This is a genomic window from Duffyella sp. Ts4 (assembly GCF_051851875.1).
GTDB lineage: Bacteria > Pseudomonadota > Gammaproteobacteria > Enterobacterales > Enterobacteriaceae > Duffyella > Duffyella gerundensis.
Genome location: NZ_JBLYPN010000001.1, coordinates 249,870 through 270,664, shown reverse-complemented (window position 1 = coordinate 270,664; position 20,795 = coordinate 249,870). Strand labels below are relative to the sequence as shown.

The 20,795-nt window shown below is 54.4% G+C and carries 27 protein-coding genes and 1 pseudogene; 16 read left to right on the top strand and 12 right to left on the bottom strand.

The features are described from left to right. Positions 1-12 precede the first annotated feature (12 nt). From ACJY2L_RS01280 to ACJY2L_RS01270, 3 genes are read left to right on the top strand one after another with little or no spacing between them, the layout of a single operon-like run. Positions 13-405, top strand: coding sequence for a replication protein P (locus ACJY2L_RS01280; RefSeq protein ID WP_439212123.1), 393 nt, complete (start codon positions 13-15; stop codon positions 403-405). Then, positions 299-604, top strand: coding sequence for a recombination protein NinG (locus ACJY2L_RS01275; RefSeq protein WP_439212122.1), 306 nt, complete (start codon positions 299-301; stop codon positions 602-604). Before ACJY2L_RS01280 ends, ACJY2L_RS01275 begins: the two co-directional genes overlap by 107 nt. After that, the gene (locus tag ACJY2L_RS01270) at positions 601-1,368 is read left to right on the top strand and encodes an antitermination protein Q (RefSeq protein WP_439212121.1); all 768 of its coding nucleotides are present in this window, start codon (positions 601-603) and stop codon (positions 1,366-1,368) included. Before ACJY2L_RS01275 ends, ACJY2L_RS01270 begins: the two co-directional genes overlap by 4 nt. Before the next feature lie 133 nt (positions 1,369-1,501). On the opposite strand, the gene ACJY2L_RS01265 is transcribed toward ACJY2L_RS01270, so the two are convergent. Together ACJY2L_RS01265 and ACJY2L_RS01260 are read right to left on the bottom strand one after the other, a co-directional pair. Beyond that, positions 1,502-1,912, bottom strand: coding sequence for a hypothetical protein (locus ACJY2L_RS01265; protein ID WP_439212120.1), 411 nt, complete (start codon positions 1,910-1,912; stop codon positions 1,502-1,504). A gap of 99 nt (positions 1,913-2,011) precedes the next feature. Then, positions 2,012-2,383, bottom strand: coding sequence for a hypothetical protein (locus tag ACJY2L_RS01260; protein ID WP_439212119.1), 372 nt, complete (start codon positions 2,381-2,383; stop codon positions 2,012-2,014). Positions 2,384-2,490: 107 nt separating this feature from the next. On the opposite strand from ACJY2L_RS01260, the gene ACJY2L_RS01255 reads away from it, so the two are divergent. The 3 genes and pseudogenes from ACJY2L_RS01255 to ACJY2L_RS01245 all read left to right on the top strand — a co-directional run bounded on the left by ACJY2L_RS01255 (position 2,491) and on the right by ACJY2L_RS01245 (position 3,683). Then, positions 2,491-2,733: a phage holin gene (locus tag ACJY2L_RS01255; RefSeq protein ID WP_439212118.1), complete on the top strand. Its 243-nt coding sequence runs from the start codon at positions 2,491-2,493 to the stop codon at positions 2,731-2,733. A gap of 9 nt (positions 2,734-2,742) precedes the next feature. Then, positions 2,743-3,250 (top strand): annotated as a pseudogene (locus ACJY2L_RS01250) (lysozyme). Beyond that, positions 3,231-3,683, top strand: a complete 453-nt coding sequence (locus ACJY2L_RS01245; protein ID WP_439212117.1) for a lysis protein — start codon at positions 3,231-3,233, stop codon at positions 3,681-3,683. The pseudogene ACJY2L_RS01250 and the gene ACJY2L_RS01245 overlap by 20 nt, the downstream one beginning before the upstream one ends. On the opposite strand, the gene ACJY2L_RS01240 is transcribed toward ACJY2L_RS01245, so the two are convergent. Then, entirely contained in the window at positions 3,684-4,007 is a 324-nt protein-coding gene (locus ACJY2L_RS01240) for a hypothetical protein (RefSeq protein WP_439212116.1), read from the bottom strand. A gap of 385 nt (positions 4,008-4,392) precedes the next feature. Here ACJY2L_RS01240 and ACJY2L_RS01235 point away from each other — a divergent pair, with 385 nt between their 5' ends. Then, positions 4,393-4,815, top strand: coding sequence for a hypothetical protein (locus tag ACJY2L_RS01235; protein ID WP_439212115.1), 423 nt, complete (start codon positions 4,393-4,395; stop codon positions 4,813-4,815). A 159-nt stretch (positions 4,816-4,974) separates the two neighbouring features. Here the strand turns inward: ACJY2L_RS01235 and ACJY2L_RS01230 are convergent, their stop codons facing one another. Continuing rightward, entirely contained in the window at positions 4,975-5,271 is a 297-nt protein-coding gene (locus ACJY2L_RS01230; RefSeq protein WP_439212114.1) for a hypothetical protein, read from the bottom strand. Positions 5,272-5,359: 88 nt separating this feature from the next. On the opposite strand from ACJY2L_RS01230, the gene ACJY2L_RS01225 reads away from it, so the two are divergent. The 3 genes from ACJY2L_RS01225 (at position 5,360) to ACJY2L_RS01215 (ending at position 7,742) form a co-directional block, all read left to right on the top strand. Further along, entirely contained in the window at positions 5,360-6,292 is a 933-nt protein-coding gene (locus tag ACJY2L_RS01225) for a terminase small subunit (protein WP_439212113.1), read from the top strand. 95 nt (positions 6,293-6,387) lie between these two features. Then, positions 6,388-6,651 (top strand): hypothetical protein, encoded by a 264-nt coding sequence (locus ACJY2L_RS01220; RefSeq protein ID WP_439212112.1) that lies wholly within the window; start codon positions 6,388-6,390, stop codon positions 6,649-6,651. Between the two features lie 194 nt (positions 6,652-6,845). Then, positions 6,846-7,742 (top strand): LysR family transcriptional regulator, encoded by an 897-nt coding sequence (locus ACJY2L_RS01215; RefSeq protein WP_067430910.1) that lies wholly within the window; start codon positions 6,846-6,848, stop codon positions 7,740-7,742. Here ACJY2L_RS01215 and ACJY2L_RS01210 read toward each other — a convergent pair. From ACJY2L_RS01210 to pspF, 8 genes are all read right to left on the bottom strand, one after another. Continuing rightward, complete coding sequence (locus ACJY2L_RS01210; RefSeq protein ID WP_439212111.1) at positions 7,732-8,781, bottom strand: CMD domain-containing protein; 1,050 nt, start codon at positions 8,779-8,781, stop codon at positions 7,732-7,734. The two genes, ACJY2L_RS01215 and ACJY2L_RS01210, sit on opposite strands and share 11 nt — an antisense overlap. A gap of 192 nt (positions 8,782-8,973) precedes the next feature. After that, positions 8,974-9,762, bottom strand: coding sequence for an enoyl-ACP reductase FabI (fabI, locus tag ACJY2L_RS01205; RefSeq protein WP_067430907.1), 789 nt, complete (start codon positions 9,760-9,762; stop codon positions 8,974-8,976). A 124-nt stretch (positions 9,763-9,886) separates the two neighbouring features. Continuing rightward, the gene (sapF, locus tag ACJY2L_RS01200; protein WP_067430906.1) at positions 9,887-10,696 is read right to left on the bottom strand and encodes a putrescine export ABC transporter ATP-binding protein SapF; all 810 of its coding nucleotides are present in this window, start codon (positions 10,694-10,696) and stop codon (positions 9,887-9,889) included. Further along, the gene (sapD, locus tag ACJY2L_RS01195) at positions 10,696-11,688 is read right to left on the bottom strand and encodes a putrescine export ABC transporter ATP-binding protein SapD (protein WP_067430904.1); all 993 of its coding nucleotides are present in this window, start codon (positions 11,686-11,688) and stop codon (positions 10,696-10,698) included. Before sapD ends, sapF begins: the two co-directional genes overlap by 1 nt. A 2-nt stretch (positions 11,689-11,690) precedes the next feature. Further along, entirely contained in the window at positions 11,691-12,581 is an 891-nt protein-coding gene (sapC, locus tag ACJY2L_RS01190; protein ID WP_067430901.1) for a putrescine export ABC transporter permease SapC, read from the bottom strand. Beyond that, entirely contained in the window at positions 12,568-13,533 is a 966-nt protein-coding gene (sapB, locus tag ACJY2L_RS01185) for a putrescine export ABC transporter permease SapB (protein ID WP_439212110.1), read from the bottom strand. Before sapB ends, sapC begins: the two co-directional genes overlap by 14 nt. Next, positions 13,530-15,149, bottom strand: a complete 1,620-nt coding sequence (sapA, locus tag ACJY2L_RS01180) for an ABC transporter substrate-binding protein SapA (protein WP_439212109.1) — start codon at positions 15,147-15,149, stop codon at positions 13,530-13,532. Before sapA ends, sapB begins: the two co-directional genes overlap by 4 nt. Before the next feature lie 314 nt (positions 15,150-15,463). Further along, positions 15,464-16,468 (bottom strand): phage shock protein operon transcriptional activator, encoded by a 1,005-nt coding sequence (gene pspF / locus ACJY2L_RS01175; protein WP_264289757.1) that lies wholly within the window; start codon positions 16,466-16,468, stop codon positions 15,464-15,466. 164 nt (positions 16,469-16,632) lie between these two features. Here pspF and pspA point away from each other — a divergent pair, with 164 nt between their 5' ends. From pspA to ACJY2L_RS01145, 6 genes are read left to right on the top strand one after another with little or no spacing between them, the layout of a single operon-like run. Next, positions 16,633-17,304 carry a phage shock protein PspA gene (pspA, locus tag ACJY2L_RS01170; RefSeq protein ID WP_439212108.1) on the top strand — a complete coding sequence of 224 codons (672 nt, stop codon included), beginning with the start codon at positions 16,633-16,635 and terminating at the stop codon, positions 17,302-17,304. A 60-nt stretch (positions 17,305-17,364) separates the two neighbouring features. Then, complete coding sequence (gene pspB / locus ACJY2L_RS01165; protein WP_439212107.1) at positions 17,365-17,592, top strand: envelope stress response membrane protein PspB; 228 nt, start codon at positions 17,365-17,367, stop codon at positions 17,590-17,592. Then, the gene (gene pspC / locus ACJY2L_RS01160; protein ID WP_067430873.1) at positions 17,589-17,948 is read left to right on the top strand and encodes an envelope stress response membrane protein PspC; all 360 of its coding nucleotides are present in this window, start codon (positions 17,589-17,591) and stop codon (positions 17,946-17,948) included. The genes pspB and pspC overlap by 4 nt, the downstream gene beginning before the upstream one ends. 57 nt (positions 17,949-18,005) lie before the next feature. Further along, the gene (pspD, locus tag ACJY2L_RS01155) at positions 18,006-18,254 is read left to right on the top strand and encodes a phage shock protein PspD (RefSeq protein WP_187486011.1); all 249 of its coding nucleotides are present in this window, start codon (positions 18,006-18,008) and stop codon (positions 18,252-18,254) included. Further along, positions 18,235-19,632, top strand: coding sequence for a YcjX family protein (locus ACJY2L_RS01150; RefSeq protein WP_067430867.1), 1,398 nt, complete (start codon positions 18,235-18,237; stop codon positions 19,630-19,632). The genes pspD and ACJY2L_RS01150 overlap by 20 nt, the downstream gene beginning before the upstream one ends. Then, a complete protein-coding gene (locus ACJY2L_RS01145; RefSeq protein ID WP_439212106.1) occupies positions 19,629-20,690 on the top strand; it encodes a YcjF family protein in 1,062 nt (353 codons plus the stop codon). The genes ACJY2L_RS01150 and ACJY2L_RS01145 overlap by 4 nt, the downstream gene beginning before the upstream one ends. The last annotated feature ends 105 nt before the right edge of the window (positions 20,691-20,795 follow it).

Genomic DNA, 20,795 nt, shown 5'->3' with positions numbered 1-20,795 from the left:
GAACGATTTCATATGAGAAACCTTGTAGCAGCAATTCAGAGTCGCGACGCTGGCGCACTTTCCCGCATCGCAGGCGAAGGCCCGCAGCCTGTCGAGCGCGGCGAGCATGAGGGCGTTGAACGTCTGGTTGACGCGCTGTTCGCAAACCTGAAGCAGGTATTCCCCGCATCGGTCAGCACCGCCTGGCGTGACCCGCGCGACGAAGCCGCAGCAAAGCGCCAGTGGATCGCCGCCTTCGCCGGGAACGGCATCAGCAACAAACAGCAGCTGTCAGCCGGTATGAAGCAGGCCCGAGCCAGTGGATCGCCGTTTCTGCCATCGCCCGGCCAGTTCATCGAGTGGTGCAGGCAGGGTGACTACCTCGCCGCCGGGTTACGACGAAACCAACTGCCATCTCCAGTGTGAGCACTGCAATTCATACCTGTCCGGGAATATCGGCGAGTACAAGCCGAACCTGATAGCCAAAATCGGCCAGGCCGCTTTCGATCGCCTGATGGGTCCGCATGAGCTGAAAAAGTGGACACGGGAAGAGCTGCAGAAGCTGGCGGCGGATTACCGGAAGAAGACCAGAGAGCTGATAAAAACAAGACAGGAGACAGCATGAATCTCGAAAGTACCATTAAATTCCACTCACCAAAATCTCCAAACTACACGGCAACCACACCAGCCACTGCGTCAGAAGCACTGACGGGTACTGATGTTATGGCGGCAATGGGTATGGCTCAGAGTCGCGCTGAAATGGGCTACAGCGCGTTCCTGGGAAAGATGGGAATCAGTAAACATGACAGTGCTCGGGCGATCACCTTGTTAACTCAGCATGCACTTCAAACCTGCGACAGGGTTGCAGCCCTTCGTAAGCTCGGAAGTGATAGTAAACCAGCCGTAATGCAAGTGCTCGCAACATATGCCTATCTGGATTATTGCCGCAGCGCGGTCAGCCTGAAGTCATGCAAATGCTGTTCGGGCGCTGGCTTCATTGATACTGAAGTTTTCACGATGAAGTCACCGCTGGCGGGCGGCTTCAAGCGGAACGTGCGCGAAGTGGTGCGGGTGCGCTGCAAACCCTGCGAGGGCCGCGGAGTTGTATCAGCATCATGTAACGACTGTTCTGGCCGGGGACGTGCGCTCGATAGCAAACAGACAGAAGCGCAGGGCGTGCCAGTAATGGGTGACTGCAAGCGTTGCTCAGGGAGAGGCTATGAGCGAATCCCTTCAACCGAAGCGTATCGGGCAACCTGCAATGTGACTGAGGAGATATCGCTCGACACCTGGAAGAAAAGCGTTAAGCCGTTTTACGATTCACTCATAACTAAGCTTGAGATTGAAGAGGCATGGGCCAACCGCTCCCTGTCGAAAGTCACAGCGTAAAGTAAATATAGTGCGTTATTTTATCGTGAGCTATTTACTTTTCCCGAAACCGTGGTAATTTGGCTCCAACGATGGGATTTCTGCATTCGTTAACGAATTTAAGCCCGAGGGTAACGCCTTGGGCTTTTTGATTTTATGATTCTTCATTTTTAAACTTGGCAACAGCTGCTGTAACAGCAAGCCCAGCTATGACTACTGCTGCTTTTTCGATAATAGGCTTGGCTGACTCACTCATTCCTTTTGTACATGCAGGACAAAGCTCTTCATCCCATGCATTTCCACCTTTGGCGTAATGGTCACAGCCTGGTGATCGGCAAGCGTAAACAATGCCTAGGCATTTTGGGTTGGTGCACTGACATTTATCCCTACGAACGAAATTTTCTTCCAAAATGAGGGGAGTAACTGTTGTTCTGCAATGTGGGCAGGTTCCCGGATGTTTTTTTGCCATATAAGGGTATTCTCGCAAATTATTATTGAGGCTCAGCATTTTAAAACGTAATTTATAAATTAAAATGCCTATAAAATGTTCGTTATATTTTTTCATTAGCTTGCAGAATTAAGCAGGCCGATATCTGCATTTATTGAGAGCCAGCAATTCCCCCGCATTATCGACTGCAAAGAAAGCAATTTAATAATGAATGAATTATTTTCTTATCAAAATTGCGTGTCCATCACTGCATGACTCGACTTTGTAACGACGAAGTTTTTTAAGAGTCGTAATTGAGCCAGCAGCAGTTGAAATAGCAATGGCGGCTATGGTTGCTGGTAATCCTAGTGTCGCGATAGCAGCTGGGGCTGCAAGCGCAGAAACTGAAGCACTTGTACCCGCAGTCGTTGGGGCTAAAGCAAGAGCTGCATAAGCAATCCCGATGGCACCAAAGGCTATTACCCAAGTTACAGAACCAGTGCATACAATTTTCACAGTTCCTTTAGTGATATCTCCTGAAATTTCGATCCTGTTTGAGTCGATTGCGATTGCTCGGGTTAGCTCTTTATAACTTGATACCGATTCCATAATGACTCCTTGTTATTTATGGCATTTGCAAATTATCGGTCGGCTTGCTCTTGAACTTTAAATTTTTTTCTAATCACACACAGCACCGACCCCCATGGGAGGTGTATATGGCATTTAATATGAGCAAACTGGCATCAGGCGCTGCTTATGGCGCATCTGCCGGGACCATTGCCAACGGTCTCCTGACCCGGTTAAGTCCCGACGAGTGGAGTGCTGTAGGCGTGCTGGCCGGTATTCTGGTGGCGCTGTTCACGCTTGGCATCAACTGGTACTACAAACGTAAGGCCACACTGGCGCAGATTAAGGCGCTTCAACGCTGGCCCACCGCGCCAGACATCACAGAAGGTTAATCCATGGCTATGTCAAACAGCCTGCGCAACAAGCTGATTGCTGCTGCAGGCGGCGGAGCCATGCTTATCGCCACTGTATTTCTCGGTGGTAGGGATGGTGTAGAAGGGCAGGGTGTACGAGCCTTACAAAGATGTGGCAGGCGTCTGGACTGTCTGCGACGGCCACATCGGCACCGACATCATCAAGGGCAAGAAGTACACCGACCGCGAATGTGATCGCCTAATGTGGAACGACCTGCAGCCAGTCAAGAAAGCTGTTGATGGGATGGTCAAAATTCCACTGGGAGAGTATCAGCGCGCCGCACTTTACAGCTTCACCTATAACGTTGGCACAAACGCGTTCTCTAAATCATCACTGCTACGGAAACTTAATGCCGGTGATGTTGACGGCGCCTGCGAAGAGCTGCGCCGCTGGATTTACGCCGGTGGTCAGAAATGGCGTGGACTGATGAATCGCCGCGATATGGAGCGGTCAATGTGCCTGGCGGAGAGCGCTGATGAACTGGCTGGCAAATAACTGGCGTTCGTTGCTGTGGTTCCTGCTTTGTGCCTGCATAGTCCTGTTTGGTTCGGTAGCCGGGCATTATCACAACGAATACACCGAAGCAGCCAGCCTGGCGGAAACGCGACAGGAAACCATCAACGACATGCAGCGCCGACAGAAAAGCGTTGCAGCCCTCGACCAGAAATACACGAAGGAGTTAGCGGATGCTAAAGCCACTATCGATCAGCTGCATGACGATGTTGCTGCTGGCAAGCGTCGGTTGCAGCTCAACGCAACCTGCCAGAGACAATCCGCCGCCGGTACCGCCAGCATGGATGATGCAGCCAGCGCCCGACTTACTGACGCCGCTCAGCGGGATTATTTCACCCTTAGAGAGCGAATCGAAGTTGCCGGAAAGCAAATAGCCGGGTTGCAGCAGTACATAAGAGAGCAATGCCTTAAGTGATTAATCTTTAGAGAAACAGTAGTCGCATTTTAAGCATGAAAAATTGTCCAAGACCTTATCGTCAATTTGATTACCAAGGGTAGCTCCTACTAGTACCCCACCAGTTGCGGCGCCTAATGCGGCACCTACTGCACTAGCTGCAACAACTATGCTTCCACTGGTAAACAATGAGCTATCGGAGCTCGTATCATCTGAGATTATATCGAAAGCCTTTAGGCCTACAGCTAAACCAGCCGCCGCGCCGCCTAAGACAGATAGGCTTCTGGTAGCATAATTCTTTTTATCAACTTGTTCTGATCCACATTTTGGGCATTTTATTGTCATGACAGCCTCCTTTTACTGATTAGTTATCGTAAAACTGTGCGCAATCTTTAACAGATTTGTGTCGATTAAGAATCTCTTTAACCAAGGGATGACAGCAGGCAATGATGTGAGGTGTTGCGGGGGACTATTTAAGGCGTGATGCATCAATGAAGTTGTTTAAATCTAAAAATGCGATGATTGCTACATGAGTTATCTATTTGATTTAAAAATGAATTGTTCAAAATAGGCTTTATAAAAGTAACTTGAACCAGTCTTACTGAGTTAGTAAGATGTTGAAAACGCATTGTGAAAAAGGGAAAAAAATATACCTGAGCACAGTTAGGGTGTTCACCTTTGGCTCATTTGCCGTCGCGGACGTTGTTCGCTTTAAAAGAAGGGTATAGAAATGCGTACAGAAGATGATCTGAAAGAAATTAAACAAAGTTTACACCGCATAGCTTACGGCGGCCCATCTGTAGGAAATCTTTGGGTTATAATTGCCGAGGTTATTGCGTTTAATCTCTGTCTTGTGTTCATGACAGTTGAGCATGCACGGGTCTCCCTGGGGTTTACCTTTGCGGTCGTTTTTGGGGTTTCCGCTGCCTTATTAATTTTGAGCAGATGGAACCTTATACCCCTTTTCATATGCTACATATATGTCAGTTTTTGTTGGTCCGTAATTCCTTATGCATGCTTTATTGATGTAAGGCTTCCAGTAGTTGCGTGGATCAGCGCTGCTGTAGTATTCATTTTTTCTATGTGGATTCACATTTTCTATATAACTGAAGATGCGTTCAAGAGAGTGAAAAAGACTCAGCCCAAAAGATAAAAATCTGATTTTATGTAAGGCTCGCTTCGGCGGGCCTTTTTTGTTGCAGTAGTGTGGCATCACTAGGCTGGGAGGCCATCGAGTCGGCTTACCGTGCTGTTTGTCGTCTGTTTTCTGTATTGCCTGCTTTTAACAGGCATCAATACAAATGAAAGATATTTACAGAGAGTATTGATCAAGATGTGGAAGAGGCACGGGGCTTACGATGAAAGTTGTGCCGTTATTGTCTTGCTTCCATGCAAAGGCATAACTAAAGGAATGATCATCGGGAATCCAAAAAACTTTAGGAGGCTCTCTATAGTCCCCTTCCCATAAACCAGAGTATGCTAAATTTCGTGCATGTTCCCAATCATCAATGAATCGCTTTAATTCACTCAGTCTGTGTTCATCACCGTCAGGAAAATCTGACGCGGATTTTTCAGCCATTCTCGCAGCTGTCTGTTCGACTGTAGCCATGAACTCCCAATTCCAGTCAATAGGGGCAGTAGCATATGTAAACCAACTCATTACGTCTTTAACCTCTCATTAGGATACCGTTTTAACAATGGCACTCACCGACAAACAAGAAATGTTCTGTCGCGAGTACCTCATCGATTTGAACACCACGCAAGCGGCCATTTGGGCGGGGTATAGCGATAATACAGCCCGCAAGATTGGTAGTGAAAACCTCACAAAACCGGACATTGCTCAACGCATCATTGACCTTAAATCAAGTCGAAACGAAAGGGTAGAGATCAACGCGGATTACGTGCTCCGCCGCTTGGTTGAAACCGACGAGATGGACGTTCTCGACATCCTGAAAGATGACGGCGGACTGAAGATGGTTCACGAATGGCCGAAGGTATGGCGCACCACGTTAGGCGGTCTGGATATGGCTGCATCTTCTCAGGGAACATATTTAGGCTGGAATGAATACAATGATGGCGGGGCGACGCTTCAATGCAACCGGGGCGGAGGGAATGGTGGTTTTAAATTCCGCGTAGTTAATAATACAAACACCTCGGAAATCACTTTGTTCAACCTCGCATATACAGGGGTTGGATATGCACCCGGCGGATGGATAACCGGTTCAGACGAACGAATTAAAGAAGACATTAAAGAGATTGACCCGGAATTTGCTCTGGTTGCTGTTCTGAATCTTCGCCATGTCACATTTAAAATGCGCGACAGGCCTGACGGAGAGGGTGGGTGGGTAGAAAGTGGAAGAAGCGTTGGCTATCTTGCTGCTGACCTGGAGAAATACCTGCCTGATGCCGTAACAACTCAAAGACAACCGGATGAATTCGCGTATCGCTGCCGTGAAGATAATGACGAAATCGTGATTGTTAATGACCTAAAAAGCATCGATCCGGGCAAAGCCGCCGCCGCTCTTAATGGTTCAGCAATCAAAGCACGGCACAGCCGAATTGAAAAGCAAGACGCTATCATTGCCGAACTTCAGTCGCGCATGAAAGCTATTGACGGTCTGGACGCATAACCCACACCTTACAAATCTCCTGAGCCATTTCGCCTGATCGAAATTACCCACAGATATTACTGTTTTTCTATACAGTTATTTGGTGGGGTGAGTTTATGGGCGGCAAGGACAGTAATTTCAGGGTTGTGTATCGGGGCGAGGAGCTGGAGCACTTCAGGGAAGGTGAGTGGGTATTCTTCCAGCGCCCTAAGGAGCGCGGCGGCGGCTACTGGTTTGGCCGGACGTATGCCTTTTACTTCTGGCTGGAGTTCGGGCAGCCGACGTCCCTGGCGCAGGGAATCAACTATCTGCTGGCGCTGGAAAAAATAAAACCTCGACTGGAAGCGTTCGACGATGACCAGTTTGGCCTGCCGTTTTAGCTCATAGCCTGATCCGCAAAGCCCACTATTTCTGCCATGCTAAGATAAATCGCGCATTAACTGAGGCTAAAAGCCGCTATTCGGCAGATAAGCATCAGAATGAGCATGGTAAAATTTTTATTAGTACACAACTTAGTACATAATTTTTTTATTTTAGTTTTATGATAATTTTAAGTGGTTGATAAATAAAAATAATGGACATAAAACAGCTTATCTATCTCTGTAATCTTGAGCGCGAACGCCATTTTGGCCGGGCGGCCGAGGCGAGCTTTGTCAGTCAGCCAACGCTCTCCATGCGCCTGAAGAATCTGGAGCGTGAGCTTGGCCTGTCGCTGATCAACCGCAGCAACAATTTTGATGGCTTTACCGCCGAAGGGGAACGCGTGCTGACCTGGGCGCGGGAAATCGTGTCGGTTTATCAGGGCCTGAAGCTGGAAGTGGAGTCGCTCAAGCATGGCGTAAATGGCACGCTGCGCATTGGCGTGGTGCCGCAGTGCAGCATATCACTGCCAAAATTGCTGAAGGCGGTGCAGGAGCGCTATCCCCAGCTCGATTATCGCATCGCGGTGCTGAGCGCCGATCAGCTGCTTGAGGCGCTTAACAGCCATACGGTGGATGCCGGTATTGGATTTTTCGAACTCTCCACGCTGCGCGAACTGCACTTTCAGGCTGAGCTTTTAGCCGATGAAGGCGTGGAACTGGTTTTTCATCCGCACCATTTTCCAGCGCTGGAACAGGCTGAGGCGCTGACCATCGCGCAGCTTAAAGATCTGCCGCTCTGTCTGGCAGAGCCGACGCGCTATTTTCGCCGCTATCTTGATAACCATTTTCGCGATGCAGGACTGCAGCCGCGGGTTATTCTCGAAACCACATCGGTATTTCAACTGTTGCAGGCGGTGGAGGTGGGGCTGGGCTGCATGATTGCGCCGGTCGGACATCTGCTGGAAAGCAATCTGCAACAGCTGGCGCGCCGTAAGCTGGATATCCCGCCGATGTCGCGCCATGCGGCGCTGGTGGTAGCTGAACCAGGGCGGGCGTCACCGCTGGCTCAGCACTTCTTCGATGAGCTGCGTCGGCACCTTAGCCAGTAAAGGCGGGCAGCAGCCGGTCATCCCAGTTAGCCAGCGCAACGTGCTGAATCAGCAGCGCCAGCGTCGGCTCATCAAATCCCTGTTCTTTTAACGTCTGCAGATGCGCCGCGCTAAAGGTGGCCGGCAGGCGGGTCAGCTGCGTCGCCAGCTGAATCAGCCCATTCTCCGTCTCAGCGGTTAAGGTTGCATCAGGTGGCGTAGCCGCGGTGAGGCGATTGCCGTTGAGGCGCGCAGTGACCGCCATCACCAATGCCGTTGCCGACAAGGTCTCCAGCTGTTGATGCAACGCACACCATGCGCTAAGGGCGCTGGCATCGTGTGCCAGCCGCCAGCGCAGCGTCTCAGAAGAGAGCGTCGTCGCGGCAAAGCGCACCGCCTGCTGCTGTTCAGGCGTGGCATAGCCGGACGTGACCGGGTTAAGCGTACAGGCCGCGCGCGGGTGCTGCTCGTCCGCATCGGGCGCAGCGCTGAGGCCGGGCAGCCAGCGCACCGGCAGGCCGTTTAGCGCCTGTACGCCCGCAACGACGCGCGCCTGATAGCTGATAAAGCCAACAATCTGACACAGCGTCACGATGTCGGGCTCGGTCAGACCCACCGCATCCAGCGCAGCCATTGCGTCGCCATCGATCAGCGACGGCTGCATCGCCAGCTGACGGGCAAACTGGGTCATCTGCGTCAGGCGATTATTGCTCTCCCGCGATGAGTCGGTGCTGGAAAGGGGATAGAGTCGGGTAGCATAGTGATTGCACAGTCGTTGCACACCCGCTACCTGCGCCACGGTCAGTGCCGTGCTCAGACGATCGTAAAGAGAAAGCGTATGGGTTAACGAGGTAGGGCAATGCTGTGGAAACAGCGTCGCGCCGAGATGGCGGGCGGTATGAAAAACCTCCTGCAGCTGCGGCGGAACAGACCAGGTAAGATCCAGCAGGAAGGCGTCAGCGGCGGCAGAAGAGTCGCCTGACGGCGCGGGTGCTGAACAGCGACAGGATTGTGTTTCATGATACCAGTGGCTGTTGCCGGAGAGGCGGCGATGTTCCATGTGGATTCCTTTTACAGATTAACAGCTTCCGGTACGCGAAGGCGCAGCGGCTCTGAATAGCTGTCGCTATCGTCGCTTATGGCTGGCAGGCTGCAAAAGAATGATCGGTGATAATAAATAGCAAGATGCTATAACGCAGGGTGGGCGGTGCAGGCAGGGAGAGCAGGGCGAGAGAACCTCGCCCTGTAAAACTTATTTCAGTTCCAGTTCGTTCATTGCGGCGATGCTGAAGCCGCCATCAACGTGAACGATTTCACCGGTGATGCCGCCTGCCAGGTCAGAACACAGGAAAGCCGCTGAGTTGCCGACATCTTCGATGGTTACGGTACGACGAATCGGGGTAACCGCTTCGCAGTGGGCCAGCATCTTACGGAAATCTTTGATGCCTGATGCTGCCAGGGTGCGGATTGGACCAGCGGAAACGGCGTTAACACGCACGCCTTCCGGACCCATCGCGTTGGCCATGTAACGCACGTTGGCTTCCAGCGACGCTTTCGCCAGGCCCATCACGTTGTAGTTTGGAATAGCGCGCTCGGCACCGAGGTAAGAGAGCGTCAGCAGCGCTGAATTTGGGTTCAGCATGGCGCGACACTCTTTGGCCATGGCAACAAAGCTGTAGGCGCTGATGTCGTGAGCGATTTTAAAGCCTTCACGCGTAACGGCGTTCACATAGTCGCCATCCAGCTGGTCGCCAGGGGCGAAGCCGATAGAGTGAACAAAACCGTCAAATTTGTCCCAGGTTTTAGCCAGTTCGGTAAACAGCGCGGTGATGCTCTCATCTTCAGCGACATCGCAAGGTAATACGATGCTTGAACCCAGATCTTTCGCAAACTCTTCCACACGACTTTTCAATTTGTCGTTCTGGTAGGTGAATGCCAGTTCTGCGCCCTGCTTGTGCATCGCCTGCGCAATACCGTAGGCGATAGAGAGTTTACTGGCAACGCCAGTAATCAGAATGCGCTTACCGGAAAGAAAACCCATAGTTGTAGTCCTTGTGGTCATTGTTGTTGGCGGCCGCAGGTTAAAAATCAGGCGACCGACGATAATCGACCCGGCGATTCTAGCACGAGTCTCCAGCGAGCGTTAATCTGACCTCGCTATCGGATCATTCGCTATGTTGCCGCCAGGCTTCAGCGGTTAAGGGTTCACCAAAGTGGCTATTAATCAGCCGTTTGGTCTGGTCGTGCTGCGGATTTGCCAGCACTTCAGCGGTGTTGCCGCGCTCGACCACTTCACCCTGATGCATCACCAGCACCTGATCGCTGATGTGCTTCATCATGCCCAGGTGTTGGGTGACGTAAATATAAGCAATACCGTGTTTCTCCTGCAGTTCCAGCATCAAATTGATCAACTGTGAACGCATCGACATATCCAGTGACGCGAGCGCCTCATCGGCGACGATAACCTGCGGCTGCAGAATCAGCGCGCGCGCCAGGCCAATACGCTGTTTCTGGCCTGGTGCCAGCATGTGCGGATAATAGGCGGCGTGATCGCGCAGCAAGCCGACCTGACGCAAAGTATCGATAATGCGTTTCTCCCGCGCCACGGCGTCGAGGTCGGTATTGAGTCGCAGCGGGAATTCCAGAATCTGACTGATACGCTGGCGCGGATTCAGCGCGGTAGACGGGTCCTGAAAGATCATGCGGATACGCTGACTGCGCCAGGCGTAATCGCCCCATTGCAGCAGATGATCGTCGATGGCCATTTCACCGGCGCTGGGCGGCACCATGCCGCTGAGCATTTTGGCCAGCGTCGATTTACCCGAGCCGTTTTCGCCGATGATCGCCAGCGTCTGCCTCTCTTGCAGGGTAAAGCTGACATTTTTCACCGCCTCAACGTGCTGGCGGCGAAACAGCCCGGTGCGGTAACGCCAGGTCTTGCTGAGGTTGCTAACCCTGAGCAGCATATCGTTCATTACTGGCCTCCGCGATTGAGCGGGAAGTGGCAGGCGAAGAGATGGCTTTTGCCACCCGCCAGCCGCGGCGTTTCAATGCACTTTTTCTGCGCATAAGGGCAGCGTGGCCCGAGCCGACAGCCGATCGGCAGATGCTCCAGCGAAGGAATGGCACCGGGCAGCGTATTCAGGCGGCTTTTGTGCGGAATCGCCCGCCCAAAGTCGGGCATGGCGCGGATCAGCGCCTGAGTATAAGGATGGTGCGGCACAGCGATCAGCTCTTCGCTTTGCGCCGTTTCCATGGTTTGCCCGCAGTACATCACGTTGATGCGGTTCGCCCAGTGGCTCAGCATCTGTAAATCGTGGCTGATCAGCAAAATCGTGGTGCTGTTGTTCTGATTGAGTCGGCTCAGCAGGCGAAAAATTTGTGCCTGCGTCGTTGGCTCCATGGCGTTGGTTGGCTCATCGGCAATCAACAGCCGCGGCTGATTGGCCAGCGCAATGGCGATCATCACTTTCTGGCATTCCCCTTCGGTTAACTCATAGGGAAAACTGCTCATGATGTCTTTGTGATCTTTGATGCCAACGCGATGTAGCAGCTCAATAGCGCGCACGTGGCGCCAGCGAAAACGCTGATACCAGCGGCCTTTCCATGTCCAGCCGGGAATCGCCTGCATCAGCTGACGGCCAATGCTGGCGGAGGGATCGAGACAGGATTGCGGCTCCTGAAAAATCATGGAGACGTTGTGTCCCATTACGCGACGTCGCTCGCGCGGCGACAGCTGCAGCAGATCGATATCATTAAAGCGCATGCGGTCGGCGGTAACGCGCCAGTTATCTTTGGTCACGCCGCAGATCGCCTTGGCGATCAGACTTTTGCCCGAACCCGATTCACCCACAATGCCGCGGATTTCCCCTTCGTTAAGGGTAAGATTCACGCGATCCACCGCTTTTACCGGTCCGTCGGCGGTCATAAATTCAATGGTCAGATTACGAATATCAAGTAATGGCATGATTATTCCACTCCCGCATCCAGCGCGCGTCTGATGCCGTCGCCAAGAAGGTTAACCGACAACACGCTGGCGGTAATCGCCGCACCGGGCAGCATAACCGTCCAGGGGGCAACGTAGATCAGCTCCAGCGAATCACCCAGCATCGCTCCCCATTCCGGCGACGGCAGCTGAGCGCCGAGGTCGAGAAAGCCGAGCGCGGCGATATCCAGAATCGCCATCGAAAAAGCGCGGGTAAACTCAGCGATCAGCAGGCCGAGGATATTCGGCAAAATCGCATGCCAGAGAATATTGATGTTGCTGGCACCATCCAGCCGGGCGGCGACAACATAATCCTTCTCCAGCTCATCGTGAATGGCGCTGTAAATGTCGCGCACCATGCGCGGTAAAATCGCCAGCCAGACGGCCAACAGCGCATGCTCCAGCCGCGGCCCAAGAAAGGCCACCACGATAATCGCCAGCAGCAGCGACGGGATCGACAGCAGCGTATCAAGCAGGTGATTCAAAAAAGCTGAGCGCAGACCGTGCGTCATCCCGGCGAGCATGCCCAGCCCGGTGGCGCAGAGCGCAGCAAACAGCGTCACCAACAGCGCCGAGCCGACGGTAGGCGCCGCGCCGCTCAACAGCCGGCTCAGCACATCGCGGCCCAAATCATCGGTGCCGAGGAAAAAAGAGACGTCACCGTAACGCGACCACGATGGCGGCTGCAGCTGATAGCCGAGGAACTGCTGATCCAGCCCATACGGCGCCATCAGGCCGCCAAAAATACAGAGCAACAGCAGAGCGATGAAACTGTAAAAGCCGATCATCGCTACCGTATCGCGATAAAACAACCGCCAGGTGTGCAGAAATGGGCCAGGCAGCTTCTTCTCGGCATAAATATTATCTGAGGGCATACCATTCCTTATGTTTCAACGGATTCGTTGCCGCGCCAAGAATATCTGACAGCACGTTCACCACGATCACCATCCCGCCGACCACCATTACGCCCGCTGAAATAGCCGCATAATCCTGCTGACGAATAGCGTTGATCATCCAGCGCCCAAGGCCGGGCCAGTTGAAGACCATTTCGGTGATCATCGCCAGCGTCAGCATGGACGAAAACTGTAACCCCAGCCGCGGTATGACCGGCGGCAGCGCATTGTGTAGCACGTGGCGACGAATCACCGCAAAGCGCGACAACCCGCGCGTGGCGGCGGCCTTGATATAGTTTTTATCGATCACCTCGCTGGTGGAGATGCGCATCAGGCGAATCACTTCGGTGGTTGGCGCCACCGCCAGCGTTATCACCGGCAGCAGCATGTGCAGCAGCACGCTGGTCATCATCTCGTCGCGCCACGGCGAATCACTGAGCCAGGCATCAAGCAGCGCAAAGCCGGTAATGGTTTTCACCTGATAGAGCAGATCGAAGCGACCCGACACCGGCAGCCAGCCGAGCGTCAGCGAGAAAAACAGCGTCATCAGCAGCGCCAGCCAGAACACCGGCATGGAAAAACCGATCAGCGCGACGGCACTGATCGCTTTATCCTGCCATTTATTGCGCATCACACCCGCAATAATCCCCACCGGAATGCCAATCAGCAGCGCCAGAACAAAGGCGACGATGCACAGCTCCAGCGTAGCGGGCAGCACCTCAAGCAGCTGATCGCCGATCGGCTGGCCGTTAATGCTCGAGATACCAAAATCAAAGGTCAGCATGCCTTTAAACCAGAACCACCAGGCATCAAGCAGCGAGGCGCCCAGCAGCGGAGCGTTGGGGGTAAAATAGCTCAGACTAAAGCTGACCAGCGACAGCAGAAACAGCGTGATCAGCAGCAGTACCAGGCGCCGCAGCGAGTAGATAATCATGGCGTAGCGCCCTCACGATAAACACCGGCAAACGAGGCGTTGCCAAACGGGCTCAGCACCAGGCCTTTAATGTCATGGCGATAGGCCTGAATACGTAACGACGACGCCAGCGGCAGTACCGGCAGCTCCTGCGCCAGAATTTTCTGGGCATGATTATAGCTGTCGATGCGGCTTGCCAGCTGCTGTGACAGCAGGGCTTTATGCAGCGTCTGATCAAAGGTGCTGTTGCACCAGTGCGCATAGTTAGTTTGCGAGGTGATCGCCGCACAGCTCAGCAGCGGACGGAAAAAGCTGTCGGGATCGTTGCTGTCGGTGCTCCAGCCGCTGAGCGTCAAATCGTGATTCATCTCCATCAGCCGCGCCTCCTGAAAGCGGCCATCCACCGGCACGATGGTAACTTTCACGCCGACCTGCGCCAGATCGGCCTGAATCAGCTCGGCGGTTTTCAGCGGACTCGGGTTCCAGGATTGTGAGGCAGCGGGCACCCACAGTGACATCTCCAGATTTTCCACGCCCAGCGCCCGTAACTGATCGCGTGATTTTTGCGGATTGTATTCGGTCACGCGCGCGCTGCCGTCATAGGCCCAGGAGGCGCGCGGCAAAATCGACGCTGCGGTTTCAGCCGTGCCGTAATAGATCGACTCCATCAGGCGTTCATTATTAATCGCCAGCGCCAGCGCCTGCCGGACTTCCGGGCGGTTTAGCGGCGGTTTGCGGGTATTAAATGCCAGATAGGCGATGTTCATACCGGCGCGCAGCGTCATGCGCAGCCGCGGGTCGTCGCGCAGAATCGTCAGCTGGCTGGCGGCCGGATACGCCAGTACGTCACATTCGCCGGTCAGCAGTTTTGACAGACGACCGGTGCCACCAGCACCCATGTCGATCACTACCTGCGGCATGCGCGGCACGCCTTTCCAGTAGCCTGGATTGCGGGCGAGGCGAATATATTGTCCGGCGCGGTACTCGCTGAGCATAAACGGGCCGCTGCCAACTGGCTCGCGATCCAGCGCTTCCTGCATGCCGCGCGCGGTGAGCTGGTCAGCGTATTCTTTCGACAGCACCGGCGCGTAATGGGTAGCCAGATGCCATAAAAACGAGGCGTCCGGGCTGTTGAGCCGGATCTCCACCGTGTAGTTATCCAGCTTTTTGATGCTCTGCACGCTGTCGGTAAACTGCAGGCTGTCAAAATAGGGATAGCTGCCGCCGTTAACGTTGTGCCACGGATGATGCACATCAAACATCCGCGCCAGGCTGAACACCACATCATCGGCATTCAACCGACGGCTGGGCGTAAAGGTCGCGGTCTTTTGAAAATTCACATCGTGACGCAGATAGAGGCGCCAGGTGGCACCGTTGTCGCGCACTTCCCAGCTTCTCGCCAGCTCGGGTGCCAGACGATAGGTATTGGGATCCACATCCAGCAGCCGGTCGTAAAGCTGTGCGGCAAGAGTATCGACAATCAATCCGCTGCTGGCCAGCTGCGGATTAAAAGTGTTAATCGCGCCGTTTACGCAGTAGACAAAGCCACTGTGACGAATATCGGCAGGCAGCGCCGATCTGGCCGCAGCGCTCAGCAGCGCTGACCCCAAAAGGAGCATCATTATAAGTCTGGACATAGATTCTTCGGGCTATAGTTCGTTAATGAAAGTGTATCTTACTCCGCGCTGTCGCCCAAATTTGCTGGCTCTCTGCGTCATTCCGCAAGACAGGCTGCTGTAAATACACCCAATATCGCTGTGGTAATGAGAAGAATTCTCAACAAACTGCTTTACAGATGATATTGAGAATGATTACTATTCATTTGCGCTTCAACGGCGGCTCTGCCGAAGAAGAGCACGACATTGCTCACATTGCTTCCAGTATTAGTTGCCCGCCTTGTGCGGGCTTTTTTTTGCCCGCGCTGGATGAAAGAAGGGCAGCAAGGCTGCCGTTAACTCAGCTCGTCGCGAACCTGAATGCCATGTTTTTTCATCATTGCCCGTAGCTGATGGTAGGTCACACCTAACAGTTCAGCGGCACGGCGCTGGCTAAACTTCGCCTGCGCCAGGCTCTGCTCCACCAACTGTTGTTCCTGCTGATTTTGCCAGTGGCGCAGATCGAGCGGTAAAGTCGGCAAGGCTTGCGGCGTCGTAACCTGGGTGTTTTCCGGCTGCGCCAGCGAGGTGCGGGCAAAGGGATCGATAATGATGGTATCCAGCGGATCATCCACTGTGGCATGCCGGTAGACTGAACGCTCAACCACGTTTTTCAGTTCGCGCACGTTGCCCGGCCAGCGCCAGTTAAGCAGCACCTGCTGCGCCTGCTCACTAAAGCCGCTGAACAGCGGCATGCCCAGCTCGCGACACATTTGAATAGCAAAGTGATTCGCCATGACCAGAATATCGCTGCGTCGCTCACGCAACGGCGGCAGTTGCACCACATCAAACGCCAGGCGGTCGAGCAGATCGGCGCGGAATTCACCCGCCTGCGCCAGCGCCGGTAAATCTTCATTGGTGGCGCAGACCAGCCGAACGTTAACCTGCAGCGGCTGGCTGCCGCCAACGCGTTCCAGCTGACCATACTCAATCACCCGCAGCAGCTTCTCCTGCACCAGCATGGGCGCGGTGGCCAACTCGTCGAGGAACAGCGTGCCGCCGTCCGCGCGCTCAAAGCGTCCAAGGTGGCGCTTTTGTGCGCCGGTGAAGGCGCCCGCTTCGTGACCGAAGAGTTCGGAATCCAGCAGGTTTTCATTCAGGGCCGCGCAGTTCAGCGAAATAAAAGGCCCTTGCCAGCGGTCGGAAAGGTAGTGCAGGCGGCTGGCAATCAGCTCTTTACCGGTGCCGCGTTCACCGATAACCAGCACCGGCTTATTGAGCGGTGCCAGTCGTGACACCTGTTCCAGCACCTCAAGAAAGTTATTCGACTCGCCTAACAGGTTTTCAATGTGGTCGGCCATCATCAATTTCACCAGATGTTGATTAATTTCACCATATTACCTGCTGGATTGCGTGGCGTGTAATTTAAAAGTTTTTAAAAAACAGCAGCTTAATAATTGGCACGCTAATTGAATAGAGAAACCAGCGCTTGATAACTTTTAAACAGTCCTGGAGGATCGTGATTATGGGTATTTTTTCTCGTTTTGCTGACATCGTTAACGCCAACATTAATTCCCTGCTGGAAAAAGCAGAAGATCCACAAAAACTGGTTCGTCTGATGATCCAGGAGATGGAAGATACGCTGGTTGAAGTGCGTTCCACCTCAGCGCGTGCGCTGGCGAAGAAAAAGCAGCTCAACCGTCGCATTGAGCAGGCGGATATGCAGCAGGCCGAATGGCAGGAAAAAGCGGAGCTGGCCCTGCGTAAAGACAAAGACGATCTGGCCCGTGCGGCGCTGATTGAAAAACAGAAGCTGACCGATCTGATGGTAACGCTGACCAGCGAAGCGACGCAGATTGATGAAAGCCTGTTGCGCATGAAAGGCGAAATCGGCGAGCTGGAGAAAAAACTGGGCGAAACCCGCGCGCGCCAGCAGGCGTTAACGCTGCGTCATCAGGCTGCTTCCTCATCACGCGATGTTCGTCGTCAGCTGGACAGCGGTAAAATTGACGAAGCAATGGCGCGTTTTGAATCGTTTGAACGCCGCATCGACCATATGGAAGCCGAGGCGGAAAGCCACAGCTTTGGCAAATCAAAAACGCTGGACCAGCAGTTTGCCGAACTGCATGCCGACGATGAAATCAGCGAGCAGCTGGCGGCACTGAAAGCGAAGATGAACCGCCCGGCCGGTGAATAAGCACAGCTGCCGGACGCGCTAAGGCGTCCGGCAGAGGGGTTAATTTTGCAAGGAGTCTGAATGAGCGCCTTATTTCTAGCGATACCGCTAACCATTTTTGTTCTGTTCGTGGCACCTATCTGGCTGTGGCTGCATTACAGCGGCCGTCGCAACGCGGGCAGCGAACTTTCTAACAGCGATTTGCAGCGCCTGCAGCAGATGACGCAGGACGCGCGCCGGATGCGTGAACGCATTCAGGCACTGGAAGCGATTCTCGATGCCGAGCATCCAAACTGGAGGCAGCCATGACGCGCATTGCTATTCGTGGAAAAACGCTGTGGCGCATTCCGCAGCAGGGCAAGCTGATGGGCGTTTGCGCCGGTCTGGCTCACTATCTGGATATTCCGGTGCGCCTGCTGCGCGTGATCGTCGTGCTGTCGATGATTTTTGGCCTGTTTTTCTTCACGCTGGTAGCCTATTTCGCGCTCGGCTTCGTGCTCGATCCGATGCCCGCTGACGCTGAAGAGCAGGGCACGCCGAGCGCCAGTGAGCTGCTGGATGATTTAGAGCACGCCTTGCAGGGCGGCGAAACCGCCATCCGTGAGATGGAGCGCTACGTGACTTCTGAAACCTTCAGCGTGCGCAGCCGTTTCCGCCAGCTCTGATTATCATTACCCGGCTCGGGTTGCGAGCCACCTTCTATACTGTTGCTGGAGGTTTTCATGCCGTCATCATGGCAATCGACATTCCGCCGCCGCGCGGCCCCCGCGTTGAAGTCGGCAGGAAAATTTATCATTATCAACGCCGTTACGTATGGCCCGGCGGGCGTGGCCGGTTGGGCAGTGAAATCAGTCGCCCGTCGTCCATTGCGCCTGCTGTTAACGATGGCTCTGGAGCCGTTGCTGGCACGGGCCATGAAAAGGATGACGGCGCGTTTTATCAGGGAAAGTGATGAGAAAATTACAAGATGAGTTTGCTTCACTGGTTAACCGCGGCGTCGACCGCCATTTGCGGCTGGCGGTCACTGGCCTGAGCCGCAGCGGAAAAACCGCTTTTATTACCTCGCTGGTCAATCAACTTCTGAACATTCACGGCGGCGCACGGTTGCCGCTGTTTTCCGCCGCCCGCGATGAGCGACTGCTCGGTGTTAAGCGCGTGCCGCATCACAACATGGGCACGCCGCGTTTCACCTACGATGAAGGCCTGGCGCAGCTGTATGGCGTGCCGCCGGCCTGGCCGACGCCCACGCGCGGCGTTAGCGAAATGCGCCTGGCGCTGCGCTTCAAATCCCGCGATTCTCTGCTGCGCCATTTCAAAGAGACCTCCACGCTCTACCTTGAAATCGTCGATTATCCCGGCGAATGGCTGCTCGATCTGCCGATGCTGGCGCAGGATTATCTCAGCTGGTCACGCCAGATGACCGGCCTGCTGCAGGGCGATCGGGCCGAATGGGCAAAACCGTGGCGCGCACTCTGTCAGGATCTTGATCCGCTGGCTCCTGCTGATGAGAACCGTCTGGCAGCGATTGCCCAGGCGTGGACCGACTATTTACTGACCTGCAAACGTGAAGGGCTGCATTTTATTCAGCCTGGCCGCTTTGTGCTGCCTGGCGATATGGCTGGCGCACCGGCGCTGCAGTTTTTCCCCTGGCCCAACGTGGATGAAGCGGGCGAAGCGAAGCTGGCGCAGGCGGGCAAAGAGACCAACATCGGCATGCTGCGTGCGCGCTATCACTACTACTGTCAGAACGTGGTGAAGGGCTTTTATAAAGATTACTTTCTGCGCTTCGACCGGCAAATTGTGCTGGTCGATTGCTTACAGCCGCTGAACAGCGGACCGCAGGCGTTCAATGACATGCGTCTGGCACTTACCCAGCTGATGCAAAGCTTTCACTATGGTCAGCGCACGCTGTTTCGCCGCCTGTTTTCGCCGGTGATCGATAAGCTGCTGTTTGCGGCCACCAAGGCCGATCATATTACCGGCGATCAGCATGCGAACATGGTGTCACTGCTGCAACAGCTGGTGCAGGACGCCTGGCAAAACGCCGCCTTTGAAGGCATCGCCATGGAGTGCATTGGCCTCGCGTCGGTGCAGGCAACGCAGGGCGGGTTAGTGGATCATCAGGGCGAAAAGCTGCCTGCCTTGCGTGGCAACCGTCTGGATGACGGCACGCCGCTCACCGTCTATCCGGGTGAAGTGCCAGCGCGTCTGCCGGGCAACGCGTTCTGGCAAGAGCAAGGCTTTCATTTTGAACAGTTTCGGCCACAGCAGCTGGATACCGATCGTCCGTTGCCCCACATCAGGATGGATGCTGCGCTGGAATTTTTACTGGGAGATAAACTGCGATGAACGCCCCGATTAAACCGCGTATCGATTTTACACAGCCACTGGAACCGCAGAAATCACCGCCGCTAAAACCGGCGGTGGATTTTGACGCGCAGCAGCAGAATTTTGTCGCGGTCGATGACGACGAGAGCAATGCGCTGCCGGAAGGCGCAGGCGAGCGCATGGTGGATGAGGCCTTACGCCCGAAGCGCAGCCTGTGGCGGCGGCTGACCGGCGCTGCGGCGCTGCTGTTTGCTGCCAGCGTGGTGGCGCAGGGTGCGCAGACCCTGCATCAGGCCTGGCTGCAAAAAGAGTGGATCACGCTGGGCGCCGGTGCCGCTGGCGCGCTGATAGTGATCGCTGGCGTTGGCGCATTAGCCAGCGAATGGCGTCGGCTGTATAAGCTGCGGCAGCGCGCCGAAGAGCGCGAGATCGGGCGTGAATTGCTCAACAGTCAGGCCATGGGGCGCGGTCGTCCATTCTGCGAAAAACTGGCGCAGCAGGCTGGTCTCGACAACGGTCATCCGGCGCTGCAACGCTGGCACGCCTCGCTGCATGAAACCCACAACGATCATGAAGTGGTAGCGCTCTATGCGCAGCTGGTACAGCCGGTGATGGATCGCCAGGCTCGCCGCGAAATCAGCCGTCACGCCGCAGAATCGACGCTGATGATCGCCGTCAGCCCGCTGGCGCTGGTGGATATGGCGTTTATCGCCTGGCGTAACATTCGTCTGGTGAACCGCATTGCTGCCATTTATGGCATCGAACTGGGCTATTTCAGCCGCCTGCGCCTGTTCCGGCTGGTGCTGCTGAATATCGCCTTTGCCGGTGCTTCAGAGCTGGTGCGTGAAGTGGGCATGGACTGGATTTCCCAGGATATTGCTGCACGCTGGTCGGCGCGCGCCGCGCAGGGTATCGGCGCCGGGCTGCTCACTGCACGCCTCGGTATTAAAGCGATGGAGCTGTGCCGTCCGCTGCCGTGGCTGGAAAAAGATAAACCGCGTCTGGGCGATTTTCGCGGCGAGCTGACCAGTCAGTTAAAAGAGGCGATACAAAAAAGCGGCGATAAAAGCAGCAAATAATGCTGTTTATAACCTGCTTAGTAGCTGTATAAGGTAGATAATGGCGAAAATATCGGCTTCAATCACTGTTGAAGTAAAGGTTGCTGGTGAATAATCTGGTGGTCG

Coding starts and splice junctions, on each gene's coding strand:
- ACJY2L_RS01280 (WP_439212123.1), top strand. CDS start 13: ATGAGAAACCTTGTAGCAGCAATTCAGAGTCGCGACGCTGGCGCACTT.
- ACJY2L_RS01270 (WP_439212121.1), top strand. CDS start 601: ATGAATCTCGAAAGTACCATTAAATTCCACTCACCAAAATCTCCAAAC.
- ACJY2L_RS01265 (WP_439212120.1), bottom strand. CDS start 1,912: ATGAAAAAATATAACGAACATTTTATAGGCATTTTAATTTATAAATTA.
- ACJY2L_RS01260 (WP_439212119.1), bottom strand. CDS start 2,383: ATGGAATCGGTATCAAGTTATAAAGAGCTAACCCGAGCAATCGCAATC.
- ACJY2L_RS01255 (WP_439212118.1), top strand. CDS start 2,491: ATGGCATTTAATATGAGCAAACTGGCATCAGGCGCTGCTTATGGCGCA.
- ACJY2L_RS01245 (WP_439212117.1), top strand. CDS start 3,231: ATGAACTGGCTGGCAAATAACTGGCGTTCGTTGCTGTGGTTCCTGCTT.
- ACJY2L_RS01240 (WP_439212116.1), bottom strand. CDS start 4,007: ATGACAATAAAATGCCCAAAATGTGGATCAGAACAAGTTGATAAAAAG.
- ACJY2L_RS01235 (WP_439212115.1), top strand. CDS start 4,393: ATGCGTACAGAAGATGATCTGAAAGAAATTAAACAAAGTTTACACCGC.
- ACJY2L_RS01230 (WP_439212114.1), bottom strand. CDS start 5,271: ATGGCTACAGTCGAACAGACAGCTGCGAGAATGGCTGAAAAATCCGCG.
- ACJY2L_RS01225 (WP_439212113.1), top strand. CDS start 5,360: ATGGCACTCACCGACAAACAAGAAATGTTCTGTCGCGAGTACCTCATC.
- ACJY2L_RS01220 (WP_439212112.1), top strand. CDS start 6,388: ATGGGCGGCAAGGACAGTAATTTCAGGGTTGTGTATCGGGGCGAGGAG.
- ACJY2L_RS01215 (WP_067430910.1), top strand. CDS start 6,846: ATGGACATAAAACAGCTTATCTATCTCTGTAATCTTGAGCGCGAACGC.
- ACJY2L_RS01210 (WP_439212111.1), bottom strand. CDS start 8,781: ATGGAACATCGCCGCCTCTCCGGCAACAGCCACTGGTATCATGAAACA.
- fabI (WP_067430907.1), bottom strand. CDS start 9,762: ATGGGTTTTCTTTCCGGTAAGCGCATTCTGATTACTGGCGTTGCCAGT.
- sapF (WP_067430906.1), bottom strand. CDS start 10,696: ATGAACGATATGCTGCTCAGGGTTAGCAACCTCAGCAAGACCTGGCGT.
- sapD (WP_067430904.1), bottom strand. CDS start 11,688: ATGCCATTACTTGATATTCGTAATCTGACCATTGAATTTATGACCGCC.
- sapC (WP_067430901.1), bottom strand. CDS start 12,581: ATGCCCTCAGATAATATTTATGCCGAGAAGAAGCTGCCTGGCCCATTT.
- sapB (WP_439212110.1), bottom strand. CDS start 13,533: ATGATTATCTACTCGCTGCGGCGCCTGGTACTGCTGCTGATCACGCTG.
- sapA (WP_439212109.1), bottom strand. CDS start 15,149: ATGTCCAGACTTATAATGATGCTCCTTTTGGGGTCAGCGCTGCTGAGC.
- pspF (WP_264289757.1), bottom strand. CDS start 16,468: ATGGCCGACCACATTGAAAACCTGTTAGGCGAGTCGAATAACTTTCTT.
- pspA (WP_439212108.1), top strand. CDS start 16,633: ATGGGTATTTTTTCTCGTTTTGCTGACATCGTTAACGCCAACATTAAT.
- pspB (WP_439212107.1), top strand. CDS start 17,365: ATGAGCGCCTTATTTCTAGCGATACCGCTAACCATTTTTGTTCTGTTC.
- pspC (WP_067430873.1), top strand. CDS start 17,589: ATGACGCGCATTGCTATTCGTGGAAAAACGCTGTGGCGCATTCCGCAG.
- pspD (WP_187486011.1), top strand. CDS start 18,006: ATGCCGTCATCATGGCAATCGACATTCCGCCGCCGCGCGGCCCCCGCG.
- ACJY2L_RS01150 (WP_067430867.1), top strand. CDS start 18,235: ATGAGAAAATTACAAGATGAGTTTGCTTCACTGGTTAACCGCGGCGTC.
- ACJY2L_RS01145 (WP_439212106.1), top strand. CDS start 19,629: ATGAACGCCCCGATTAAACCGCGTATCGATTTTACACAGCCACTGGAA.